Origin of the sequence: Alteromonas sp. B31-7 (assembly GCF_015767655.1) — a bacterium.
Lineage (GTDB): Bacteria > Pseudomonadota > Gammaproteobacteria > Enterobacterales > Alteromonadaceae > Alteromonas > Alteromonas australica.
Window position 1 is genome coordinate 1,349,641 of the sequence record NZ_CP065233.1, and the last position, 20,744, is coordinate 1,370,384.

18 protein-coding genes are annotated in these 20,744 nt (G+C 45.6%); 8 read left to right on the forward strand and 10 right to left on the reverse strand.

From position 1 onward, the window contains the following. Positions 1 to 18 precede the first annotated feature (18 nt). Genes IUA53_RS05645 through IUA53_RS05655 form a run of 3 tightly spaced genes read right to left on the reverse strand, consistent with a single transcriptional unit; the run spans position 19 to position 3,753 of the window. Entirely contained in the window at positions 19 to 2,229 is a 2,211-nt protein-coding gene (locus IUA53_RS05645; protein ID WP_044448168.1) for a xanthine dehydrogenase family protein molybdopterin-binding subunit, read from the reverse strand. After that, positions 2,219 to 3,241 carry an FAD binding domain-containing protein gene (locus IUA53_RS05650; RefSeq protein WP_044448166.1) on the reverse strand — a complete coding sequence of 341 codons (1,023 nt, stop codon included), beginning with the start codon at positions 3,239 to 3,241 and terminating at the stop codon, positions 2,219 to 2,221. Before IUA53_RS05650 ends, IUA53_RS05645 begins: the two co-directional genes overlap by 11 nt. Beyond that, a complete protein-coding gene (locus IUA53_RS05655) occupies positions 3,241 to 3,753 on the reverse strand; it encodes a (2Fe-2S)-binding protein (protein ID WP_044448164.1) in 513 nt (170 codons plus the stop codon). The genes IUA53_RS05650 and IUA53_RS05655 overlap by 1 nt, the downstream gene beginning before the upstream one ends. Positions 3,754 to 3,997: 244 nt before the next feature. On the opposite strand from IUA53_RS05655, the gene IUA53_RS05660 reads away from it, so the two are divergent. Both IUA53_RS05660 and gloA read left to right on the forward strand, forming a co-directional pair. After that, entirely contained in the window at positions 3,998 to 4,627 is a 630-nt protein-coding gene (locus tag IUA53_RS05660) for a DUF1456 family protein (RefSeq protein ID WP_044448163.1), read from the forward strand. 66 nt (positions 4,628 to 4,693) lie between these two features. Then, positions 4,694 to 5,245 carry a lactoylglutathione lyase gene (gene gloA / locus IUA53_RS05665; RefSeq protein WP_044448161.1) on the forward strand — a complete coding sequence of 184 codons (552 nt, stop codon included), beginning with the start codon at positions 4,694 to 4,696 and terminating at the stop codon, positions 5,243 to 5,245. Positions 5,246 to 5,309: 64 nt separating this feature from the next. Here gloA and IUA53_RS05670 read toward each other — a convergent pair whose 3' ends face one another. The 3 genes from IUA53_RS05670 to IUA53_RS05680 all read right to left on the reverse strand — a co-directional run bounded on the left by IUA53_RS05670 (position 5,310) and on the right by IUA53_RS05680 (position 10,855). After that, on the reverse strand, positions 5,310 to 8,423 hold the full coding sequence (locus IUA53_RS05670) for a DUF748 domain-containing protein (RefSeq protein ID WP_196898681.1): 3,114 nt from the start codon (positions 8,421 to 8,423) through the stop codon (positions 5,310 to 5,312). Between the two features lie 96 nt (positions 8,424 to 8,519). Then, positions 8,520 to 9,089 carry a DUF2780 domain-containing protein gene (locus IUA53_RS05675; RefSeq protein ID WP_044448157.1) on the reverse strand — a complete coding sequence of 190 codons (570 nt, stop codon included), beginning with the start codon at positions 9,087 to 9,089 and terminating at the stop codon, positions 8,520 to 8,522. A 113-nt stretch (positions 9,090 to 9,202) separates the two neighbouring features. Further along, positions 9,203 to 10,855, reverse strand: a complete 1,653-nt coding sequence (locus IUA53_RS05680; RefSeq protein ID WP_196898683.1) for an isovaleryl-CoA dehydrogenase — start codon at positions 10,853 to 10,855, stop codon at positions 9,203 to 9,205. A gap of 262 nt (positions 10,856 to 11,117) precedes the next feature. Here IUA53_RS05680 and IUA53_RS05685 point away from each other — a divergent pair, with 262 nt between their 5' ends. Together IUA53_RS05685 and IUA53_RS05690 are read left to right on the forward strand one after the other, a co-directional pair. Further along, complete coding sequence (locus IUA53_RS05685; protein WP_082052915.1) at positions 11,118 to 11,858, forward strand: PaaX family transcriptional regulator C-terminal domain-containing protein; 741 nt, start codon at positions 11,118 to 11,120, stop codon at positions 11,856 to 11,858. A 106-nt stretch (positions 11,859 to 11,964) separates the two neighbouring features. Beyond that, positions 11,965 to 13,077 (forward strand): hypothetical protein, encoded by a 1,113-nt coding sequence (locus IUA53_RS05690; RefSeq protein ID WP_044448154.1) that lies wholly within the window; start codon positions 11,965 to 11,967, stop codon positions 13,075 to 13,077. A gap of 455 nt (positions 13,078 to 13,532) precedes the next feature. Here IUA53_RS05690 and istB read toward each other — a convergent pair whose 3' ends face one another. Together istB and istA are read right to left on the reverse strand one after the other, a co-directional pair. Continuing rightward, positions 13,533 to 14,267 (reverse strand): IS21-like element helper ATPase IstB, encoded by a 735-nt coding sequence (istB, locus tag IUA53_RS05695; RefSeq protein ID WP_071979584.1) that lies wholly within the window; start codon positions 14,265 to 14,267, stop codon positions 13,533 to 13,535. A gap of 9 nt (positions 14,268 to 14,276) precedes the next feature. Next, on the reverse strand, positions 14,277 to 15,800 hold the full coding sequence (istA, locus tag IUA53_RS05700; protein ID WP_071979583.1) for an IS21 family transposase: 1,524 nt from the start codon (positions 15,798 to 15,800) through the stop codon (positions 14,277 to 14,279). Between the two features lie 230 nt (positions 15,801 to 16,030). Between istA and IUA53_RS05705 the strand changes: the two genes are divergently transcribed. Together IUA53_RS05705 and rlmF are read left to right on the forward strand one after the other, a co-directional pair. Continuing rightward, on the forward strand, positions 16,031 to 16,498 hold the full coding sequence (locus IUA53_RS05705) for a hypothetical protein (RefSeq protein ID WP_044057693.1): 468 nt from the start codon (positions 16,031 to 16,033) through the stop codon (positions 16,496 to 16,498). Positions 16,499 to 16,822: 324 nt separating this feature from the next. Then, on the forward strand, positions 16,823 to 17,743 hold the full coding sequence (gene rlmF, locus IUA53_RS05710; protein ID WP_044448152.1) for a 23S rRNA (adenine(1618)-N(6))-methyltransferase RlmF: 921 nt from the start codon (positions 16,823 to 16,825) through the stop codon (positions 17,741 to 17,743). Here the strand turns inward: rlmF and IUA53_RS05715 are convergent. Continuing rightward, entirely contained in the window at positions 17,740 to 18,441 is a 702-nt protein-coding gene (locus tag IUA53_RS05715; protein WP_052806686.1) for an META domain-containing protein, read from the reverse strand. The genes rlmF and IUA53_RS05715 overlap by 4 nt on opposite strands. 150 nt (positions 18,442 to 18,591) lie before the next feature. Here IUA53_RS05715 and IUA53_RS05720 point away from each other — a divergent pair, with 150 nt between their 5' ends. Then, positions 18,592 to 19,107: an Mpo1 family 2-hydroxy fatty acid dioxygenase gene (locus IUA53_RS05720; protein ID WP_044057691.1), complete on the forward strand. Its 516-nt coding sequence runs from the start codon at positions 18,592 to 18,594 to the stop codon at positions 19,105 to 19,107. Positions 19,108 to 19,190: 83 nt separating this feature from the next. Here the strand turns inward: IUA53_RS05720 and IUA53_RS05725 are convergent, their stop codons facing one another. After that, positions 19,191 to 19,847 (reverse strand): crotonase/enoyl-CoA hydratase family protein, encoded by a 657-nt coding sequence (locus IUA53_RS05725; protein ID WP_044057690.1) that lies wholly within the window; start codon positions 19,845 to 19,847, stop codon positions 19,191 to 19,193. 280 nt (positions 19,848 to 20,127) lie between these two features. Here IUA53_RS05725 and IUA53_RS05730 point away from each other — a divergent pair, with 280 nt between their 5' ends. Continuing rightward, on the forward strand, positions 20,128 to 20,724 hold the full coding sequence (locus IUA53_RS05730) for an ECF-type sigma factor (RefSeq protein WP_044448150.1): 597 nt from the start codon (positions 20,128 to 20,130) through the stop codon (positions 20,722 to 20,724). The last annotated feature ends 20 nt before the right edge of the window (positions 20,725 to 20,744 follow it).

The following is a 20,744-nucleotide window of genomic DNA, read 5'->3' on the forward strand; positions in this document are numbered from 1 at the left end:
CGTCGTTAAGACGCCTTCTTATTTTAGCCCTTCAAGCACTTTATCCAACGTTATTGGGAAGTCTCGTACACGCACGCCAGTGGCATCGAAAATAGCATTTGCAATAGCGGCACCTGCTCCTGTAATACCCAGCTCTCCAATGCCCTTAGCGCCTACCGGTGATGCTTCAAAGTCGGGTGAGTCGATAAAGTCTACTGTGACCTCAGCAATGTCTCTATTTACCGCAATGTGGTATTCGCCAAAGTCAGGGTTAACAAAGCTGGCGGAATCGGTATGATGATGAATGGCTTCAGTAAGCGCGTAACCGGCGCCCCATACCATGCCGCCTTTAATTTGGGATTTGGCGGTTTTTTCATTCAGTATTCTTCCTGCCGAGAACATGCCGTACTGTCGCTTTAAGCGCACTTCTGCGGTGAGGGTGTCTACCTCCACTTCAACAAAATGCGCACCGCAAGAATATTGCTCATCATCGCTGGTATCTTCATCACTTACAGCCCCAAGTTCGCTGATAGGAAACTTTGTGCTATCAATAAGGCTAATAAGCGGAGTTTCCTGTATTTTTTCCGAATTCGATTGCCTTACACAAAGGCCCTTATCGGTCACCAAAAACTGGGCATCTCGATAATCTTCTGGCAACAGGGATAAAAGTGAAGACTTGACTGCCTCACAGGCTTTAAGTACGGCGGAACCGGTACTTGCCGCACCGAAAGAGCCGCCAGAACCGCAAGAGGCTGGTGACTGACTATCGCCGAGATTGACGGTGACATTGTCTACTGAGGTGTTAAAAGCGTCTGCGGCTATTTGCGCCAAAATAGTGTAAGTTCCCGTGCCTATGTCGGTCATATCTGTTGTGACGGTAATCATACCGTTTTCATCAATAGCAACATTGGCTGAGCTTTGAACTAGCACATTCATTCTCATGGCACTCGCTACGCCATGACCTATGACTTTCCCTGGTTTGGCGTTGCTCTTCTGTTGCCACCCGAAAATATCAGCTCCGCGTTGTAGGCAGCTTTCAAGTTTGTGACTGGTAAATCGACTGCCATTGACAGGGTGCACTTTTGGCATATTATTTAAGCGAAATGTTAGTGGGTCAATGTTAGCCTTGTGCGCCAATTCGTCGATGGCGGATTCGAACGCTAATGACCCAATGGCATCTCCCGGTGAGCGGGTAGAATCGATAAGCGGAGTATCTGCGCTTTTTACCCTGTGAGTGCTATTAATGTAGTTCGCATGGTAGGTAACTCTTGCGCCCGCCCCAGTGGCTTCTGCGAAGGTATATCCTTTCGCTTTTGGCATTGCACTGTGATGGGCAATGCTAGTGAGGTATCCTTGATTATTGCAGCTTAGCTGCATGCGCTGAAAGCTATGACCACGGTGTGGTGTGTTATAGAATACATGGCGCCGGCTAAGTGCTACTTTCACTGGGCGCTTAAGATAACGCGCACCGATGCAAGCTAGTATCGCATCGTAGTGTAAACCTAATTTAGAACCAAAGCCGCCGCCGATAAAGGGGCTTTTTACATGAATGTTGTCTTCGTCCATTTCTAGGGTGGTTGCCAGCGCTTGTACTGCTGAGGCAACAATTTGTACGCTGGGGTAAACCGTTAATTTATCTCCATCAAAGTGGGCAATGGTGGCGTGAGGTTCCATTGCTGCAGAAATTTGTGATGGCGTGGTGTATTGCATATCGACATTAATATCTGTCGCGCTTTGTGTTGGCGCAACACCACTTTCCACATCGGGCTCAAATCCACCGTCTAGTGATTCAGGCACCTCAGTTGCTTGGTCTGGCGCCAGTAACAACTGAGCAGGTTGTGCATCAATATTGAATGCTACCAGGCTTGCTGCATATCTCGCTTGTTCTAAAGTGTGAGCAAGGACTAGCGCCACAGGCATGCCGTAATGGCGAATATGGGAATCATTAAGCACCGCACGGCTTTGGGTGAATCGGCCTTCATCATCGGGTTGACTGAACGCTTTTAGGGGGCCGGCGTTTGTGTGGGTTAACACAGCTTGTACGCCTTCAGCTTTTTCTGCTTTTGAGGTGTCTAAATGAGTAATTTCACCCACCGCAGATGTGGAAGCTACTAAGAAGCCGACAAGGGGCGTTTGTGGCATAGCGTGAGTGTGTTCAGCGGCGTAACGCGCTTGCCCTGTTACCTTTAATACACCATCAACTCGATTGATAGGATCGCCTATAGAATTAGCGGAATGATTAGTTTTCATATAGAGCTCCTTCGTGCTGAGGGTAGGTGCGTTGATGCTGGGCGAGGGCACGTAATACTTTGTGTAAGGTGTTGCGTAAAAGCGGTGGCTTAAAGTTGTTACTGCCGTAAACTTGCGCAGGCGCGAGTTCAGCGTCCAGTGCTTTTTCAATATTGGCGTCTGTGAGTTCCGTCCCCATCAAAGCATTAATCGTTGTTTCTGGATACCAAGGCACCGTACCAACGCCGCCAAATCCTAATGTGAGGGCGCTAACTTTGTTGTCTTTCATCACCAGGCCTGCGGCTACTGACACTAACGCGAACGCATACGATGAACGATCACGCACCTTATGGTAATACTGAGAACCAACCGCTTGCTTGGGCAGAATAACCGCGGTGATCAGCTCGCCTTCTTTTAAGTTATTTTCAATATGGGGTGTGTTCCCCGGCGTACAGTAGAAGTGGCGTAATGGAAGGGTTCTTTTTTCGCCATTTGGAGCAACAAGTGCGAGCTTAGCGCCCAGCGCTATCATGGCGACGGCCATGTCTGAGGGGTGGGTGGCAATGCACTTATCGCTGGTGCCAAAAATAGCGTGTATTCTATTTTCACTATTCACGGCGGTACAACCTGTGCCTGGTTCACGCTTATTGCACGGTTTTGCCGTATCGTAAAAGTAGTAACAACGGGTGCGTTGCAAAAGGTTTCCAGCTGTGGTCGCACGGTTTCTAAGCTGAACGGTGGCGCCACTCAATAGTGCTTGCGACAGTAAAGATAGGCCAGGGGTGGTGCTGGCAAAGTTGGCCAGCTGAGTATTGGTGACCATTGCGCCTATGCGGAAATGCTCGTCATGTTCAACAATGCGTGTTTCGTCTTGCCAGTCACTTAAGTTCACCAGCGTAGAGGGCGTTTCAACCTGTAATTTCATTAAATCGATAAGGTTAGTGCCCCCAGCGATAAAACGAGAGTTTTTTGCCCCAGAGGTGCTGTCTAGCTCTGATGTGTTGTGTAGATGAGTTAACGTAAATGGCTGCATTATTGTGGCTCCAAAGCGATAACGTCTTCTATCGCATCAACAATATTGGGGTAGGCACCACACCGGCATAAATTACCGCTCATGCGTTCGCTAATGTCTTCTCGCGGGCTATAGTCTTCACTAAAGGTAACGGCGCTCGGCGCGTTGTCGGCCAACTCTTTTTGCAGCGCAACTGATGAGCAAATTTGCCCCGACGTGCAATAGCCACATTGAAATGCGTCACGGTTTACAAACGCCCGTTGTAGCGGGTGAAGTTCATCATTCTTGGCTATACCTTCAATGGTGGTTATCGACTTGCCTGTAAGTTGAAAGGCAAAGACCAAACAAGCGTTAATCCTTTCATCATCAACTAATACGGTACATGCGCCACATTGTCCATGATCGCAGCCTTTTTTGGTGCCGAATAAAGCAAGGTTTTGATGAAGAAAATCAAGCAAGGTAGTGCGAGGGTCGGTAGGTAGCACATAGGGCGTACCATTAATTGTGACGGTTGGTCCCGTATCTATAGACATAATGCAATCCTTTTCCGTGTAGTCAGCCTTCCACTGCGTCATACGCCTTAAATCTATCTTAGCGGGGCTGACGGTAGGCATGTGGGTTCATAGCTGCGTACGGGAGGAAAAGGAGATTGGTTTAGCTACTTTGCGAAGATATTACTGGCGTGATGGCGTGTACGTAGCGAGAAAGCGCAATCTGCGGTAAAATAGACAGATTACCCTTACGGTACGCACCCCCAGTTAATAAAGGCTTTCACCAATGCTCCATAACGATGTGTTACGTCGTCTTCGATACGCACTTGCAATAAATGACACCGCCGCCATCAGTATTTTTAAGTTGGCTGATTATGACATGGACATGGCGTACCTCCATGCCATCATGAAAAAAGAGGAAGAAGAAGGATATTTACCCTGCAGGGATAAAATTATTACCCTATTTCTCGATGGTTTAATTATTAAAAATAGAGGAAAGCAAGAAGGGCAGAAGCCCGGAGAGCTGGCCGCTAATGCAAGGTTGAGTAACAACGATCTGTTACGCAAAATTCGAATTGCAATGCGTTATAAAGATGAAGACATTATTGCCATTTTAAATTTGGCTCAATTTCGAATGAGCAAAAGTGAACTCTCGGCCTTATTTCGAAAGCCAGACCATCGAAACTACAAACCTGCTGGTGACCAAGTTGTTCGTAACTTGCTACAGGGAATGGTGAAAAAGTATCGAAGCGGTGGAAAAGGGGCAAGCACATCGAGCGTTGTAGCATCTCACGCTCCTGCCACGAAATCACAGCGTACAGCACAAGGTAAAAGCGTAGGGACAGCGCGTAAAAAAGAAAATACGGCGCCGAAAAAGACCGATTCGCCATCGAATTCCGTATGGGGGAAAGTGTAATTCAACGGGTTTTCTTTCGAAACTCATTTTCCATAACGTGACTAGCGATAAAATAAGGAGTATGTAATGAGCCGGCATTTTGACCAAGCCGAAGGTTTGTGTGAAGAAAAAGATGAGGCTACAAAAGGGTTTGTGTTTAATCAAACCATGCTGCGTATTGCTGAACCAAAGCGTTCTCTCGATTTTTATACCCGGGTAATGGGCATGACATTACTAAAGCGCCTCGATTTTGAGGAAATGCAATTTAGTTTATACTTTCTAGCGGCAGGTGAAGACTTTTCCGATATTAGTTCAAACATTGAAAAGCGCACCGAGCAAACTTTCGCTCGTCCAGCCATGTTGGAGCTTACTCACAATTGGGGTGATAGTGCAGATACCGTTGATTACCACAGTGGTAATAGCGAACCAAAAGGCTTCGGTCATATTGGTTTTCATGTACCTGACGCAGAAGCGGCATGTGAACGCTTTAGCGAAATGGGTGTGCCGTTTCAAAAAGGGTTGAATGATGGCAGCATGAAAGGCATCGCGTTTATCAAAGATCCTGATGGTTATTGGATTGAAATATTTGATGCCAGTAAAGTCGCAGACACTTGCGCCCCACATTTAAAGAAGGCTTAGCCTCGTAAGGGCGTTGCTAAGCAACGCCCTTGTTTAACTGTTTGTTGAACGTTATCGCTTTATTTTAATTGGCCTCAAGCGTTAATTCCACGCCACTGTATTCGCTTTGCAAATGATGTTGGCTGTTCAGTAAAAACACCCGTGTCGTTTCCAGGCCGCCAGTATTCACCAAGTAACCTTTCACCGCCTTTGCCCGTGACTCCGCAAGGTTCGCAAGTTCAGCCTCGGTAATCGTTACTTTATTTCTTAGTGTGTTATACATGGTGATATTCAACACTCGTTGCACGCTTTCCTCGCTAGGTATATAAGGGAGGGCTGCTTCATTCCCCTCCTCTTGAGCTTTTTCTTGTTGTAATGTAGACAAGATATGTTGACGTTCCTGTTGAATGTCACTATTGAATGTTTCGCTGTATAGCGCAGTGAGTGCATCTGTAATTTCGCCGCTAAGCGGTACCGAGCTGGCGGTTAAATCCGCTGGCAGAGTCGACAGATTCGTACGTGCTAATATAGCTTGTTTAACCATAGATTCTGCTAGCGCCGTGGCGTCGCTAACCGCATCGACAGTACCTTCAATATTCACCCTCAATCGAGGCCGCGATTTTAGCGCTTTAGTAAGCGTATCTAAGGTGTCTTCACCTTGCTTGCTAATGTAAGAACTGCCCGGAGCAAAGGCAATGTGGTCGAGTTCGTCGTCGCTGCCCACCAAATTAGCTAGTAAGCTAAATGGAGCGGTTACCGCTTTAGTGATCAAGTTGCCAAGGGCGTTGAGAATAATTGAGCCAAAGCCAAATGTGGGACTGTCTAAATCTCCCGATACTTCTAGCCCTAAGTCAATCACGCCTTGGCTATCTTCTAGAAGTGCGATGGCCAGTCCTAACGGGAGACTTAGGGCTTGATCTGAATCGGATTTTTGCCCTAGCGTGAGCTGGTCAATCACCACATGGTTATTCCCTTGGAGTTGATTGTGGTTAAGGGTGTATTCTACATCAAGTGATAAGAGCCCTTTATCTATGTAGTGCCCCATATAGGTGCCAGAGTAGGGGTTGACAGAGGTTAGCTCAGCGCCATCTACAGAGAATAGAAGGTCTAGAAAGATATCTTCTTTTAGTGGGTTAATCTGCCCTTTTAGTTGCACCGGTGCATAGCCATCAATTTTACCTTCTATATTGACGTTTGCTGCGCTATCACTGCGTGAATCTAAGTTATCGACGTAACCATTTAACCTGTCTATTTTTGAGGCAAAACGTGGCGTTAAAGAATGGTCAGCAAAGTAAGCACTACCTTCCTTAATGCCTACATGGTTGACCATTATGGCCATTGCGTCCTTGTTTTGAGTCGTGGGCGCTTGCGCTTTAGTTATCGCACTTTCATTTGCAGAATGCGTGGCTTGCGGAACAAGCAACGCACTGATATTCGTGGCTTTATTTTCATCAATAACCATGCGAGCGTAGGGGCTGTCGAAAATAACATCGTTAATGGTTAACCCGTTTTCTTTGGCGCTATAGTGAATGTCAGACAATGACAATGACTGCCATTTCAATAAAGGAGATTGCGTGTTATCGAGTACATTCAGTGACCTTATATCAGCGTTGGCGTGAAGGTCTATCTGGCCGTCAGCGCTGGCCTTAAAAGCGAGCGTGGACGAAAATGCGCCATCTTCAATGGTGATGCGTGCATATCTTTCTGCGTATAGTTGGAATTGGTCTAACTCAAACTGATGGATTTCTGCACATCCTTTCACGGATTGCGTGGTGGCGTCGACACTACCTACACTACTAAAGGTGCCTTTTGTTCTTTCACTACTAGCACCTTCTGCGCTATTACTTGCTGAAATAGCGGTGTAAAAAGAGTAATCGATAGGATTGGCGAGTGTTGAAGAAACGGGCCCCGTTTCTAATGATAATTGGCTAAGGTGCCAAAAGGTATTGTCGTTAAATTGACGCTCTTGAAGTTGAAGACTCCCTTGTATGAAAGAAAAGGTTGATAACTCTACTCGCCAATCAGAGGCGGTATCGTCGGAAGAGTCTGAGGTAGCTGCAGAAGGGCTATTCTGCTGTGCATTATCATCGTTGGTGGTAGCTAAATGAGGTGAAAATAGCCGCTGTAAATTGAGCCCTTTATCGTCATATACGCCCTTTACGGTTAACCCTTCAATGCCAATATGTTCAATGTCTACCTGTTGGATAAGGCTGTTGATACGCATATTTTCAAGCTTTAAAACCGGAAGGTTAACCAGCGCTTCGTCTTGGTAAGAAAAAACAATGTCATTAAGGCTTAATTCACCTTCGTTTAAATGAAACGCAAAGGTGTCTGTGAGGGCTTCAAATTTGGCGATAAAGTCAAGGTTTAGGGTACCTTGATCCAGTTTGGCTGAAATGGCATTGTCGGAAAGCGGCCATAAGGGGGCTAAGGCAATATTCGACAACGATATTTGCGTGGTGGCGACAAGCGGCGCAAGTTGAAAATCACCCCGCATCGACACATGACCCTGTTCCGCAGTAGTGATATCAAAGGCATATCGATTGACTTGTTGCGTTTGAGGTTCAGTGGCTATCGTTGCACGTGTATCGATATCATTAAGCACGAATTCTAGCTGTGGGTAGTCAAGTTTTGCGCCCGTGATTTGGTCAGTAAATAATGCATGTCCCTGCTGCAACTGAAATTTTGCAATCCTTAGATGGGGAATGTCGCCCACACTTTCCTCGTCTGTGACCTCGTTGCTCTGAGCATTTGATGCCGCCAGTGTTGTAAGAATATCGCTGATATTCAACTGCGTGTTGGCTTTGTCGGCGCGGTTGTCTAACCGTGCAAGGTGAACATAAGGGGCATTAATGTCTATCGATTCTAGGGTCGGCGTCAGCGTAATAAGCGAGCGTAAAAAGGCAACATCAAGGGCAAAACTTTCTACCGTGAAAAAGGGCGTTTTTCCATTTTGTTCGAAGATTGTGAATTGGGAAAGCTCGGCGTTGAGTAAAAACGGATTAATGCTAACGTCGTTAAGTTCAACCTGTCTGCCTAACACGTCTGCAGCCATGTTAGGCAGTTTTGCTTTTAGCACAGCAGGTATGACAGCGCCTAGAATAATGGCGTAACACAGATAGGCGGTTGCTAAGTAAGAAGTAATTCGAAACCATTTAGGTTGACGACTAAACGCAAGCTGAGCATTTTTAAAAGACATAAATGTACTATCTGTGAAGGTTGAGTTGTTGCCAAGTGATGGGCGTGAAGAGAGCTGCAGCACTAAGATGTAATGTGTGCAGCCCTTCGCTCTAGATTAAAGCGCTGTTAGTAAATTATCTAGGCCTGACGTAAATAAAGATTGGGTTTCTTCGCTGGCATTCGAATTTAAGTAGCTGGATATTTGGGTTACAAAGCTGCTGATCATGTCGGTAGATAAGCCTAACGCTTCGAATTGTTGTTTAAGATCGTTCACTGATTTTAGCGTGTCGCTATATTCGGAGGCTTTATTGAGTAAGCCGGTCAACGATGAGCTTGAACTTGTTGTAGACGTGCCACTTAAGCTAGGCACATTATTTAACAATGAATCTATGCCTGGTATATTGCTAGCCAGTTGGGTGTAATCCGTGCTTGATAAATTTCCTTGTACGTAATTCATTACCGACGCAATCCCGCCTTCAGATTGGGTTTCTGAGACGTCAAGATTGTCTGAAACAAGACTAACAAGGCGACTTAAATCTACGGTACTGTCGGTAGATGTGGCGGCTTCAGCGGTTGTCTGGTTGCCAAGTAAGCCTTTCAGTTGGTTTAACGTATCATTTGCTGACGCCGGCGCGCTCAAAGGTAGGCTGGCAATGGCAATGAAGGAAAGCACTTTAACGTTCATTTATAATCCTATGGTCATTTAAGGGGCAAATAGCCTAGTTTACCCCAAGCCCTTATTGAATGCGCGGGGTTAAATGTAAAGTGTGTTTACATTGGCACTCCTTAAAAGAATCTCTATTGGCGAGGCGTAACCAAGCCGGTGGCGATGATGTCATCAAAGGGAACATGGGCAGGTAACGTACCAAACGCCATTCCATGCTGATGCGATAGCCTGCTTTCGCAAAAGGCATCCGCTAAAACACCTTCACCATGTTTTAGCAACTGAGCAGCTTGAAGGGCAAGCGCCGTTTTTTCAGTAAGTAAACGACTTCTAACCTCTATGTCTTCATGTTGGTTGAACGCTAGTGTTAGCTCTACAACAAAGTTGTCGTAATGGCGGTTTTTCCCACGAGCATGCGTTAATTCCTGAAAAAGCGCGTGTTTAGATTGAGGGTCTTTCGCAATGGCGCGCAATACGTCTAGGCACTGAACATTGCCGCTGCCCTCCCAAATGGAATTAAGAGGCGCTTGACGATATAAGCGGGGAAGTATGTTTTCTTCAACATAACCTATACCACCTAAACATTCTTGTGCTTCGTTAATGAAGGTGGCTGTGCGTTTACATATCCAGTACTTGCCAATGGCAGTGGCTATGCGGGCGAACGCGGCTTCAGTGTTGTCATTTTCGGCGGCATCTACGGCTTTGGCTACACGCATGGTTAAGGCAACATGGCTAGCACACTCTAAAGTTAAATCGGCAATCACGTTTTTCATAAGGGGCTGCTCAATAAGCCGCTTTCCAAACGCTTCTCGCTCACTCACGTGATGGACAGCTTGTACCAAACCTTGGCGCATTAGCGCAGAGGAGCCAATCATACAATCTAGTCGTGTTAACGATACCATGTCGATAATCACCGGCACACCACGCCCCTCTTCACCTATCAGAAAGCCAGTCGCACCGGTAAATTCAACTTCCGATGAGGCATTACTCCAGTCCCCCAGTTTGTCTTTTAATCGCTGAATACGCACATGATTGCGTTGCCCATTTTCTAAAATTCGTGGTAACAAAAAGCAACTCAAACCGCCTTCCGTTTGAGCCAAAATAAGGTGCGCATCGCACATGGGAGCTGAAAAGAAAAACTTATGGCCAATAATGGAATAGCTTCCATCGTCATTTGGGATAGCTTTTGTCGTGTTGCGTCTCACATCAGACCCCCCTTGTTTTTCTGTCATTCCCATACCTATGGTGACACCCGCTTTATCCATCGCCGGTATGTCACGAGGGTCGTATTGGCCATGTACTAACTTTTCCAACCAGTAAGGTGGTAGATGTTTTGCTTGCTTTAATGCAGGTACAGCGGCATGGGTCATGGTGAGGGGGCAGGTCGTCCCCGCGTCTGCTTGGCAATGCATGAAGAGCAATGCGGCTCGCACGATATGGGCACTTCCCTTATTCTTGTGCTGCCAAGAATAGTTATGTACACCCTTGCTCATGGCACTATCCATAAGGCGGTGGTAACTCGGGTGAAAATGTACTTCATCTCTTCGCCGGCCATACCTATCGAAAAGGTGTAACTCAGGTTTATGTTTATTGGCGTGTTCACCGTCATCCATCAAGCTGTGCCCAGCCAGTTGGCCATAATGATGCAGCACCTCTGGCATTTCCCCTATGCTATTGCATTGTGTCCAATGCAATAGCATAGGGTCTTCTGACCATAGGTTATAAGGTGTGGGTGGGGTGGGCTGGTTTTCAACAATGTGGGTATCGAAGCGGTCAGAATAGCTCATGGGGCGATCTCGAGTGAAATAGGATAAATCAACTATTACTCTTAAATGTAATTATTGTCAAATTGTGTAATATTAGTGATGGGTAGAATTCTGCATTTGTTGAACTCTGCTTTTGGGGTACAGTGTTTAAACATCTTTATTTAATAATTTCCTAGTGAACGCAATGCCATTCCTATCATCACCCTCGCACGCCCCTCAAAGCGCTAAGCCTGTTCCCCGCCATTTGCTGCTTAAGCTATTTAGTTCAAGAGAGGGGGTGAGAATGGATGTACAAAGTGCGGTGAGAACAGGCGCACTTTTTGGTATTTCACAGAACAACATCCGGGTGACGCTGAATAGGTTAGTCGCCTCAAATTTGCTAAATAAAGCCCAGCGCGGGTGCTATACATTGGGCGCAGAAGGTGTTGCATTTGCACAGCAAGTGAATCACTGGCGCGAAGCCGAGTCTTTACTTTGCCGATGGCAGGGCGATTGGGTGTGTGTGAATACCAGTGAACTGAAAAAAAGTGACAGAAAAGCCTTTCGCGCACGCGAACGGGCGCTGAGCTTGGTAGGCATGCAGCAACTTTCAGCTGATTTATACATACGCCCCAATAATATCCGCAATGGTGTCAGTGCGGTGAGGAGCCAACTGCATAGCATAGGGTTAGAAAAAACAGCCTTAGTGTTTGCCTTGTCACAACTCGATGATGAGCATGAGGGGCAGGCGAAAAGACTGTGGAATACCTCGCAACTGGAACAATCTTACAGGGAAAGCGCAGCCGCGTTAGAAACGTCTTTGTCGCAATTGCCGAAGTTGCCTTTAAACGACGCAGCAAAGGCCAGTTATTTAGTGGGCGACAGAGCCTTACGTCAACTTGTTTTTGATCCTCTCCTTCCTGCGCCCCTTATTGATGAGCAGTTGCGTAGAGACTTTACCGAGATAGTGAAAGCCTACGATAAGGTAGGTGAAGATATTTGGTTTAAGTTTTTACGTCTAGACGGTGAATGTAAAACGGGGTAGTTTGGTGACAAGATTTTCATTTTTCAAACGTTATTCTAATTGGAACCAAGCACAAATAAATGAGCCCCAAACGCCGTTCCTTTAGCCGTATTTTGGAAGAAGTAGCATGAACGAACACCGCCCGCTTTTTAAACATATAAGAAACCACGCCGCGTTATTCAGCGATTTATCTCATTACCGTAATGCCGCCGTTGCTGAGCTTGGTTTCCCGCAGTATGAATTTCATAAAACACCAAAGTTTGTGACCGATGACGGACAGAGACTGACCATAGAGCCAGAACGAAGTATTGTTTTACCGAAAGTGAATGTTTTAGAGGGGGTAAAATCAAAGTTGGTAGAGCATGTTCCTGGATTGAGCATGGTGAAGCATTCTGAAATTGGATACCGCTATCCCACGGCGGCGCTTGCCGGCTTAGATGCGCCTTTTATTAAACGCATGCGATCTGAATATTTTCATAAAGTAGATGAAGACAGAAGTATTTGTCGTCCTGTTAATTTGTCTTACGGAATTAAAAGCCGTGGTAAAGCTGACAACAGGCAAGAATACGAAGTTTGGATGCCTGACGAAGCGCCAGATCAAAATCCACTTCCTTTGTTAATAGAAAATTATGGCGAAGATTTGCCTAACGATGTGAGGCATTTTGTTGAACAGCCTTCACGCGTGCACGGATGGATGGGGGTAAAACGCGCGGCTTTCGAGGCCTTGTATAGAAATTCAGTCGCCTGTGGCGACCTTATCATTTGCGTGGCTATGAGTGTGGACGCATATAATATTGGTGCCCAACCTGACTTATCCTATTCACCTCAGGTGGAAAGCTCTGTGGCAGCCAGCAATGCAGAATTAGAATGGGAAGTTGAAGGTTATTATGCGCCACGGGGCTGGACGTTCGATCATGATGCTGTTTGGTCAGCCATATATCATACACTTGAAGCGGTGGGGGCGCCCTTAAATGACCTTTATAGCCATGCCATTTTACCGATAACGCAAAGCAAGACCGAGCGCATACTTTCTACATTGTCGTCGCTAGGTGTAAGCCAAGCTCATATTGATGAACTGAATTTACAACCGTGGGAGTTCTTACAAACGGAAAGCCAGCATAGAGTGAAGTCCCATGATCCCAGTCGGCCAGTGAACCTCTTGGGCAGACTAAACCGACTATTTTATCAACCAGAGCTGCAACTTCCTTCATTAAACTGGATGCATGATTTAATTTTGTAAGGGATGCATGTGCGCAGTGACGCTTTGTTCAATTCTTCTGTTCTGTAATAAAATAACAAAATGCCCGCCTTTGGCGGGCTAGAAATTTCTGCTTATTTCCCTTTTCTACGGTTTTTTCCCCTCTCATTTTCGTTTTTCATCAGAATGCTCCCTCGAATTCAACGCAGCGCTTTGCCAAGAAAGCCCAGAGGATACTAAGGTTTGAGGTAACTGAAATGCCATTTTTGTAACAAGTTTGAGGTAAATTATAACTTTTTGTAAATGACTTTCAGTTTTGACGTAATCTTTACGTATAATTCCTATTTTTCGTAATAAAATTACAGAAAATTGCGTATTAGGCATTTCCCGATCACTAATTCCGGCCTCTCGATCACCCCAATTCTGATACACCCGATCACTGGTATTATGGCTTGCCCGATCAGTAGTTGTGGCAGACCGCAGTCTGCCACAGGTATTTACCTCATGGTTTGTTGCTTTCTCATTGACTCCCCAGTGAGGGTTATCCGGTGAGCATTGTGGATGAGGCGATCTAGTAGCGCATCGGCAACCGTGCCGTTACTTATCATTGAATGCCATTGCTCTACAGGTAGCTGACTACAGATGATGGTGCTACTTACGCCGTGCCTGTCTTCTACCACCTCCAGTAAGTCTGTTGCCTGTTTGACGGTGAGTTTTTCCAGTCCCCAGTCATCCAGGATCAGTAGCTGTTGTTTCGCTATCGTTGCTAGCTGCTTGGTGTAACTGCCATCAGCGTGACCGATGTGTAAGTGCTCGTTTAATCGTGGTAATCGCCAGTAACCAACACGTATTCCCTGGCGACACGCTTGTTCACCAAGCGCACAAGCTACATAGGTTTTACCGCCACCTGTGGCTCCGGTAACAATGATATTCTGATGATGACTAAGATATCCGCCATTTAATAAATCGGCCATTCTTGGCTTTTGTAATCCGCGGCCATTGTCGTATGACAGTTCTTCCGGTGTTGCATTTAACCTGAGTCGTGCCTGTTTACGAAGTCGGTTGATGCGGTTTGTCCGTCTTTGGTTCATTTCATGGTCAACCAGCAGGGACAACCGTTCCTCGAAGGCTAATTCACAGTAGGTGTTGGGTTGAGCGCGTTGCTGTTTTAACATATCCGCAATCCCTGTCATGCGCAGTTGCTGTAATTGTTGGATGAGTAGATCGTTCATTTGAGTTCCTTATTTGTAATATTTAGGGCCGCGGATGTTGTGATGAGTGAGATTGGGCGTTTCAACGTCATCCACTTTCGGGGCATTATCAAGGTGGGTGTGCAACAGCGATTTCACGCTGGCTCGACAGGGATTACCTATATCAATAGCCCGGCGACAGGCTTGTTCCAGGCGACTTTCGCCGTATTTCTTTGCAAGGTTAAGTAGCCCAAGGCAGGCCCGATAACCTTGCTCTGGATGTGGTTTGCTTTGCAGAATGGCGTCGGTGACTTCAAGTGTGGAAGGGCCGATCTGCTTTGCCCAGTTCTTGAGTCTTCCGGGTGACCATTTCTGATGCTGATGATTGGCAGGCATATGCTCATCAACACAGGTAAAGCCACCTTTTCGGTCACTACGCATGTGTTGTGCAATGCACTCGCGTTGGTAGTAAATCCGAATAAGCCGCTTAGAAGCCTGTATTTCAACTGACTTGCCGACAAAGAGGTGAGGAACTGAGTAGAAATGGTCTTTGTACAAGACATGGTAATCAATACCGACTCTGGCAATATGGATTTCAGTGTATTCCCATGGTGTTGTGGGTAACGGGGCCAGCTCTGGTTTATCCAGCGATTCAAACAAGGTTTGTCGGTTTCCCGGTAATCGCTGGAATGGTTTCTGATTCAGTTCATGCAGTAACGCCCGAATAGCAACATTAAGGCCTGATAAGGTATGGAAGACCTGATGCCGCAATTTTGCCATTATCCATCGTTCCACAATGAGTACGGCATTTTCTGCTTTCGCTTTATCTTTTGGCTTCAGAGGTCTTGCAGGCATCACGGCGCAGCCATAATGATTCGCTAATGACTGGTAAGCTGTATTCAACTGAGGTTCAAATCGACAGGCTCTGGTGACCGCTGACTTGAGATTGTCCGGTACCAGCAATTGCGGCACGCCGCCGAAGAAGGCAAACATAGCCACATGCGCCTCCAGCCAGCTTTCGAGCTTCTGGTTTTCTGTGGCAATCGCAAAGGTGTAGTTTGACGCGCCCAGTACCGCAACAAAGACCTGGGCATTACGCACTTCTCCGGTGCCGGGATTTACAATCGGTAATGTCGGCCCACAGAAGTCGATAAATAGCTTCTCGCCTGCTTTATGCGTAAATCGCATCGAGCGCTTTTGCTGGGATTTCCATTCACGATAATTGTCGCAAAACTGGCTGTAGCTATAGCAAGCATCAGGGTAATTAGCCTGATATTCCTCCCAGAGCAGCAGTTTAGTTACACCTTTACGCCGCAGTTCAATATCCATCAGGCCATAATCAGGTTTAATACGGCCCGCTTTCCTGTCAGGATAAAGTGACTGATGTAGCCATTGATCGGAGGCATGCTCAGGTAACGGCCAGCCACAATCCAGGGTTCTGAATTTACCGAGAATATCAGATATAGTGGCAGCCCCCACATTCAGTCTCCTGGCGATGTCCCGGTTACTGAGGTTTTCATCAAGCTTAAGATAGAGAACCGCTTTAACGCGTTCTATGTCAGTAGGTTTTGACATACTTGTTTCCTCTTTAAAATTAAAAGAAGTTAACAAGCATAAAAGACTGATCGGGTGGTGAAGAAAAAGTCTGTGATCGAATGACCGGAATAGAGTTGATCGGGCTAGCCAGAATCAGCGATCGAGAACATCAGAATACGCAAGAAAATGCTTTATTTTCTGTAATTTTTGGTCATAATGTATCCGTACTTTGATGAAAATCTAATTTAGTTACGAAATAGGAATACAAAATGAAACTGTCTACTCTTGCACTTGCTCTTACCTTCTCTGTTATCAGCGTATCGTCTTTTGCCAAAGATGTGGTACTTAAGCCTGTTAACGCGAATATTGAAACTCAAGCCTGTTTAACTGCGGCGACTGAAGGTTTCGGTCCAGCGCTACGCTTCATCAGAAAAAATGGATTTGATGCAGAAACATTCAGCGCAACAGTGCGTTGTAACGGTGAAAGCCTAAGAACATTTGCACACATGTACAGAAACAACGAAGTTTCTAGCAATGCAAAAACAGTGGCTCTTGTTGCTAAAAATGAAAACGTAGCATCTAAAGCATGCTTAGCAGCAATTAAAGTTGGCGCACGTCAAGCGCTAGCTCAGTACAACCTTGAAGGTGAAAACATCATCTGTAATAACAAGCAAATTGCAGATTTTGCACGTGAATACACTGCACAAGACGTGGTTGTTCGTAACCTGTCTGAATAACCTTAGCCTGGTTGGCTACGTAGTTCATTAGTAACTACTTGTATACAGTTTCATGGCCTGCTCGCCCTGAGCGGGCCTGATACTTAGCCCAATTCTCTAAATACCTTCTTATCCCCACGCTGTTATTTATCACTGTCTGCCTAGATACATTCAACGACATTGCTCTTATACCCTATTTACCATGTTCTAAAGCTGAGTAAGGTTTATCAATATGATATCCTGTTCACCGTGCTTCATCACTTAATAGCTAGATGGAAGTGAGCCACAAGTTATCCCTTTAAAGCACGACATTCGTGTACTTATTCTTTGTATTGAAAAGCGACTATGCATCCGAACAATGCCCATAAAAATGGATATCCGATGGATAAGCTTTGTAAGCGTCACCCCGCGCTTAAAGCATTCATCACCCCAGCCAAAAGTGGCCAGCCTAGTATCGATTTTGCTAATCCTGCAGCCGTTAAGGCGCTAAATACTGCGTTGCTTGCCTACTATTACAATATGACTTACTGGGATATTCCCGCTGGATACCTATGTCCACCGGTGCCAGGTAGAGCTGATTATTTACATGGCATTGCAGATTTACTTCAGGCCGATACCGCCAATAAAGCCCCAAGAGCATCTGGTAGTGAGGTGAAAGGTTTAGATATTGGCGTTGGTGCAAATGCCATTTACCCTATTTTGGGAAGTCAGCTGTTTGGTTGGCAATTTGTTGGCAGTGATATCGATAAAAAATCCATTGAGAACTGCCAAACTATCATTCAACGTAATCCCCCGCTTTCTTCGTTGTTTAGTGTGCGGCATCAGCCGAATAAAGCATGCATCTTTTCAGGTATCATCCATGAAGATGACTATTTTTCGTTTACTATGTGCAATCCACCGTTTCATAAATCTGCGTCTGATGCGAATAAAGGCAGTGTGAAAAAAGTAGCGAACCTGTCACGACATAAAAATAAACGCGCCAATAATAAAGGCCGGCTCCGTCTATCATCTAAGCCACCGCTGAATTTTGAAGGGCAGTCTAATGAATTATGGTGTGATGGGGGAGAGCTCGCCTTCATTCAAACAATGATAAAAGAAAGCGTTGTGGTGAAAAGCCAAGTGGGGTGGTTTACCTGTTTAGTGTCAAAGTCAGCTCATTTAAAGGCCATTAATACCAGCCTGAACTATTATAATGCTGCTGAAATTAAGACACTAAACATGGGGCAGGGGCAAAAACAAAGCCGGTTCGTGGCCTGGCGTTTTTAAACACTTACGCACTGATAGGTGTGGTCTTGCTCTCTATAAATACCTTGTTGACCTTTGTTCCAAAAAACCATGTCGCCATGGCGATACTTTGCCCCAGAGGCGCTTCTCTCTCGGTGGAGTGTCTGGCTTGTTGTTGCTGTGGTGAGTGTGATGGTTTCTGGCCCCACAAACATCATGGATATCATGCCAATATCTTCACACTGGAATAGGTGAGTAACGCCAGCGCTTGCGTCTTGGCGTTTCGGTTGGAGGGAAGATGCATGGGATGTCTTTAGCAGTTTAACCTGAACATTGTTGTTGTTACTGTTTTTCAATAGGATATAAGGCGTATTAATAGACAGTGTATTTACTGTCTCCAAGGAAGATATATATTGTTGCTCTTGGTGCATAAGGGCTTCTGGGCACAGCTTGCGGGTAACGGCAAGTTGCGAAATATGCAGTGCGTCCCCCTGACTTTCTATACTGCCCGTAAAGTGATTACAGCCTGTACTCCCTGAAACCTGATTTCCATTTACTCGTAGTGTTAACTGGCTATAGTCGATAATTCCCCGTTTATTTACGTCTTCCACCGTGTATTGCCCTTGCAACATTGTGCTTGTTTTCAACGTCGTTTGCTGAGAACGGGTAGACGAGCAACCACCTGATAATACGAGAAAGAAGGTAAAGATAGGGGCTATCAAAATGAGGTGCTTTCGCATAAAAAATCCTTATTTACTGACATAGGAGCGTTGAAAAGACTGAGTATAGTTGGCCTGGGTGAACAGAATATGAATTGTCGTTAAGCTGACAGTTCATGTATGCCTGTCACGGTATGCTCACAGATAATTTGTTAATAGCGGGTGAATACAATGAAAACCTTAGAGCAACATTTATCTGAATACGCAAAATACCATAGAGATCAACGAAATATTTATACGCATTACATAGGCATTCCGCTCATTGTATTTTCTGTGTTTTGTTTATTGAGTCGACCTTATACTCAAGGGGTATTTCCGTTTGTTGGTGAGTTTTTGGTTAGCCCGGCGGTCGTGGTGTGGTTCATTGGCAATGCCTTTTACCTCAAACTTGACCTAAGACTGGGGGCGGTAATGGCGCTTATTACGGCTGCCATGGTGTATTTGGCGCAACCGATTGCCATGATGACAACATCACTTTGGCTGAGTATTTCTATTGGCATTTTTGTGGGTGGGTGGATTTTACAATTTATCGGCCACCACTATGAGGGGAAAAAACCCGCTTTTGTGGACGATATTATGGGGCTTGCCATAGGCCCATTGTTCGTTTTGGCAGAGCTAAGTTTTGAGTTAGGGCTGAGAAATAAGCTTAAATCTGATATTGAGGATGTGTCTGGTCCAGTCCACTAGCGCTGGAAAACAGAGGGCGGTTTGTCAAACTGCCCTCTGTTTTCGTTTTCTATAGCAACCTAGCTAACGGGGGAAGGTACAACCTAGACCCCCATTTTTTCTAAGGTTTCTTTTCTTAATTGGCGTTTAGATTCTGCAAATGCACTAGAAGGAAGCATTTTTAACTGAGCCGCATAACTCATGGCAGTGTTTAGCACGTTATCCTGCGGTACTGCCGCATCGAGATACCCCGCTTTCACGGCTTCTTCACCTTGATAAATACGCGAAAATAGTAATGCTTCGGTTAGCGAAGTACTGGCGAGACGCGCTTTCGCTAATTCCATGCCGAAACTAGGCAGCACCATACCTATTGCCGTTTCATTTAAACCGTATTTAGTGTCGCCATCTTTTCCAATGCGTAAGTCTGCAGCCATGAGAAAAATGGCGCCAAGGGCGATGCTATGGCCTTCGGCGGCCATAATAACAGGCTTGGGAAAGGCGTATAGCCGCTTAACGAGAGCCGCCCCAGCGCTGACCAACGCCTGTTGCTGGCCTTTGTCCTCGCCTTTCATGACTGAAAGATCGAAGCCGCCGCAAAATTTCCCCTCGCCGCCATAGATAACCACGGCCTTCGCGTCTGCTTCCGCACTATCGAGTGCCTGATTAAACGCGTCAATAAGGCCGAAACCTACAGCATTGACTTTGCCATCGTCAAAAGTAATAAGTGCAATTTCATTATCAATAGTCATATTGAAAGACATAACGTACTCACATCATTTTTGTTGTTAATGGGTTTACCCTAGTGTGAGAGTTAGTGCGGGTAAGGGCAACTTTTTATTAATAATGCTGTTTAGTTTGAATTTGTGATAGTGGTGCCACTTCGCTGACCACACGCTATACACGGGGGGAATCGCTCAATCTATTTTTAAGTTACTGTTAATATTGTTTAAATCTGCTAAGTTTTGGTCTAATGTAAAGATGTTGTGTAGTGAGCTTGGCTCAATGGTGTCGTAGCAGTATAGATGTAGAAAGGAAAGCAACATGGAAGTAGGTTCGGTCATTCGGGGTCAAGATAACTTCACAGAGGTACTAAACCAATGGGTAGTTAGTAACGATCTTGATAGTGCAAATCAGTTGCGCAGCATGGTGTATTACCATCTTAAACATATTGTTAAAAAACAAATTCGCGGTGTAAAGCGGGTTCAACGTAAGAAGGATATCGCCGATAAACTGCCTAATACCACCTCTATTCTTCACGACATCATCATAGAATTGACCGCGCCAGACGAGATTTTCGACAGTCGGGAACAATTTTATACCCATATCGCTCTTTTTGTTCGGTGGATGATTCAAGATGAATTGAAAAAGCGCCTAGCAAAAAAACGTACAGCAGACTTGCAGTCTGAAGTGCTCTTGCCTGAACTCGCCACTGAATCCTTCTTATTTGTTGAATTTGACAATGCCCTTACCGCATTAGAAAAAGCCAATGAAAGATGCTATCGCATAGCCTTGCTCCACTTTTATCTTGGACAAGAAGTGGAGCAAATACAAACTCAGATGAGCCTGAGTAACTCCACGGTTTACAGCGAACTCTCTGCGGCGAAAGCCTTTCTCAAAGTTCAGTGTGCTCACGCATAAATTGACTTTCTAAACTTGCT

Bases quoted from the DNA above. Each gene is read 5' to 3' on its own strand.
- IUA53_RS05720 (WP_044057691.1), top strand. From the start codon at position 18,592: ATGAAAACCTTAGAGCAACATTTATCTGAATACGCAAAATACCATAGA.
- IUA53_RS05715 (WP_052806686.1), bottom strand. From the start codon at position 18,441: ATGCGAAAGCACCTCATTTTGATAGCCCCTATCTTTACCTTCTTTCTC.
- IUA53_RS05675 (WP_044448157.1), bottom strand. From the start codon at position 9,089: ATGAACGTTAAAGTGCTTTCCTTCATTGCCATTGCCAGCCTACCTTTG.
- IUA53_RS05650 (WP_044448166.1), bottom strand. From the start codon at position 3,241: ATGCAGCCATTTACGTTAACTCATCTACACAACACATCAGAGCTAGAC.
- IUA53_RS05660 (WP_044448163.1), top strand. From the start codon at position 3,998: ATGCTCCATAACGATGTGTTACGTCGTCTTCGATACGCACTTGCAATA.
- IUA53_RS05645 (WP_044448168.1), bottom strand. From the start codon at position 2,229: ATGAAAACTAATCATTCCGCTAATTCTATAGGCGATCCTATCAATCGA.
- istB (WP_071979584.1), bottom strand. From the start codon at position 14,267: ATGAACGATCTACTCATCCAACAATTACAGCAACTGCGCATGACAGGG.
- IUA53_RS05685 (WP_082052915.1), top strand. From the start codon at position 11,118: ATGGATGTACAAAGTGCGGTGAGAACAGGCGCACTTTTTGGTATTTCA.
- IUA53_RS05670 (WP_196898681.1), bottom strand. From the start codon at position 8,423: ATGTCTTTTAAAAATGCTCAGCTTGCGTTTAGTCGTCAACCTAAATGG.
- rlmF (WP_044448152.1), top strand. From the start codon at position 16,823: ATGCATCCGAACAATGCCCATAAAAATGGATATCCGATGGATAAGCTT.
- IUA53_RS05655 (WP_044448164.1), bottom strand. From the start codon at position 3,753: ATGTCTATAGATACGGGACCAACCGTCACAATTAATGGTACGCCCTAT.
- gloA (WP_044448161.1), top strand. From the start codon at position 4,694: ATGAGCCGGCATTTTGACCAAGCCGAAGGTTTGTGTGAAGAAAAAGAT.
- IUA53_RS05725 (WP_044057690.1), bottom strand. From the start codon at position 19,847: ATGTCTTTCAATATGACTATTGATAATGAAATTGCACTTATTACTTTT.
- IUA53_RS05690 (WP_044448154.1), top strand. From the start codon at position 11,965: ATGAACGAACACCGCCCGCTTTTTAAACATATAAGAAACCACGCCGCG.
- IUA53_RS05730 (WP_044448150.1), top strand. From the start codon at position 20,128: ATGGAAGTAGGTTCGGTCATTCGGGGTCAAGATAACTTCACAGAGGTA.
- istA (WP_071979583.1), bottom strand. From the start codon at position 15,800: ATGTCAAAACCTACTGACATAGAACGCGTTAAAGCGGTTCTCTATCTT.
- IUA53_RS05680 (WP_196898683.1), bottom strand. From the start codon at position 10,855: ATGAGCTATTCTGACCGCTTCGATACCCACATTGTTGAAAACCAGCCC.
- IUA53_RS05705 (WP_044057693.1), top strand. From the start codon at position 16,031: ATGAAACTGTCTACTCTTGCACTTGCTCTTACCTTCTCTGTTATCAGC.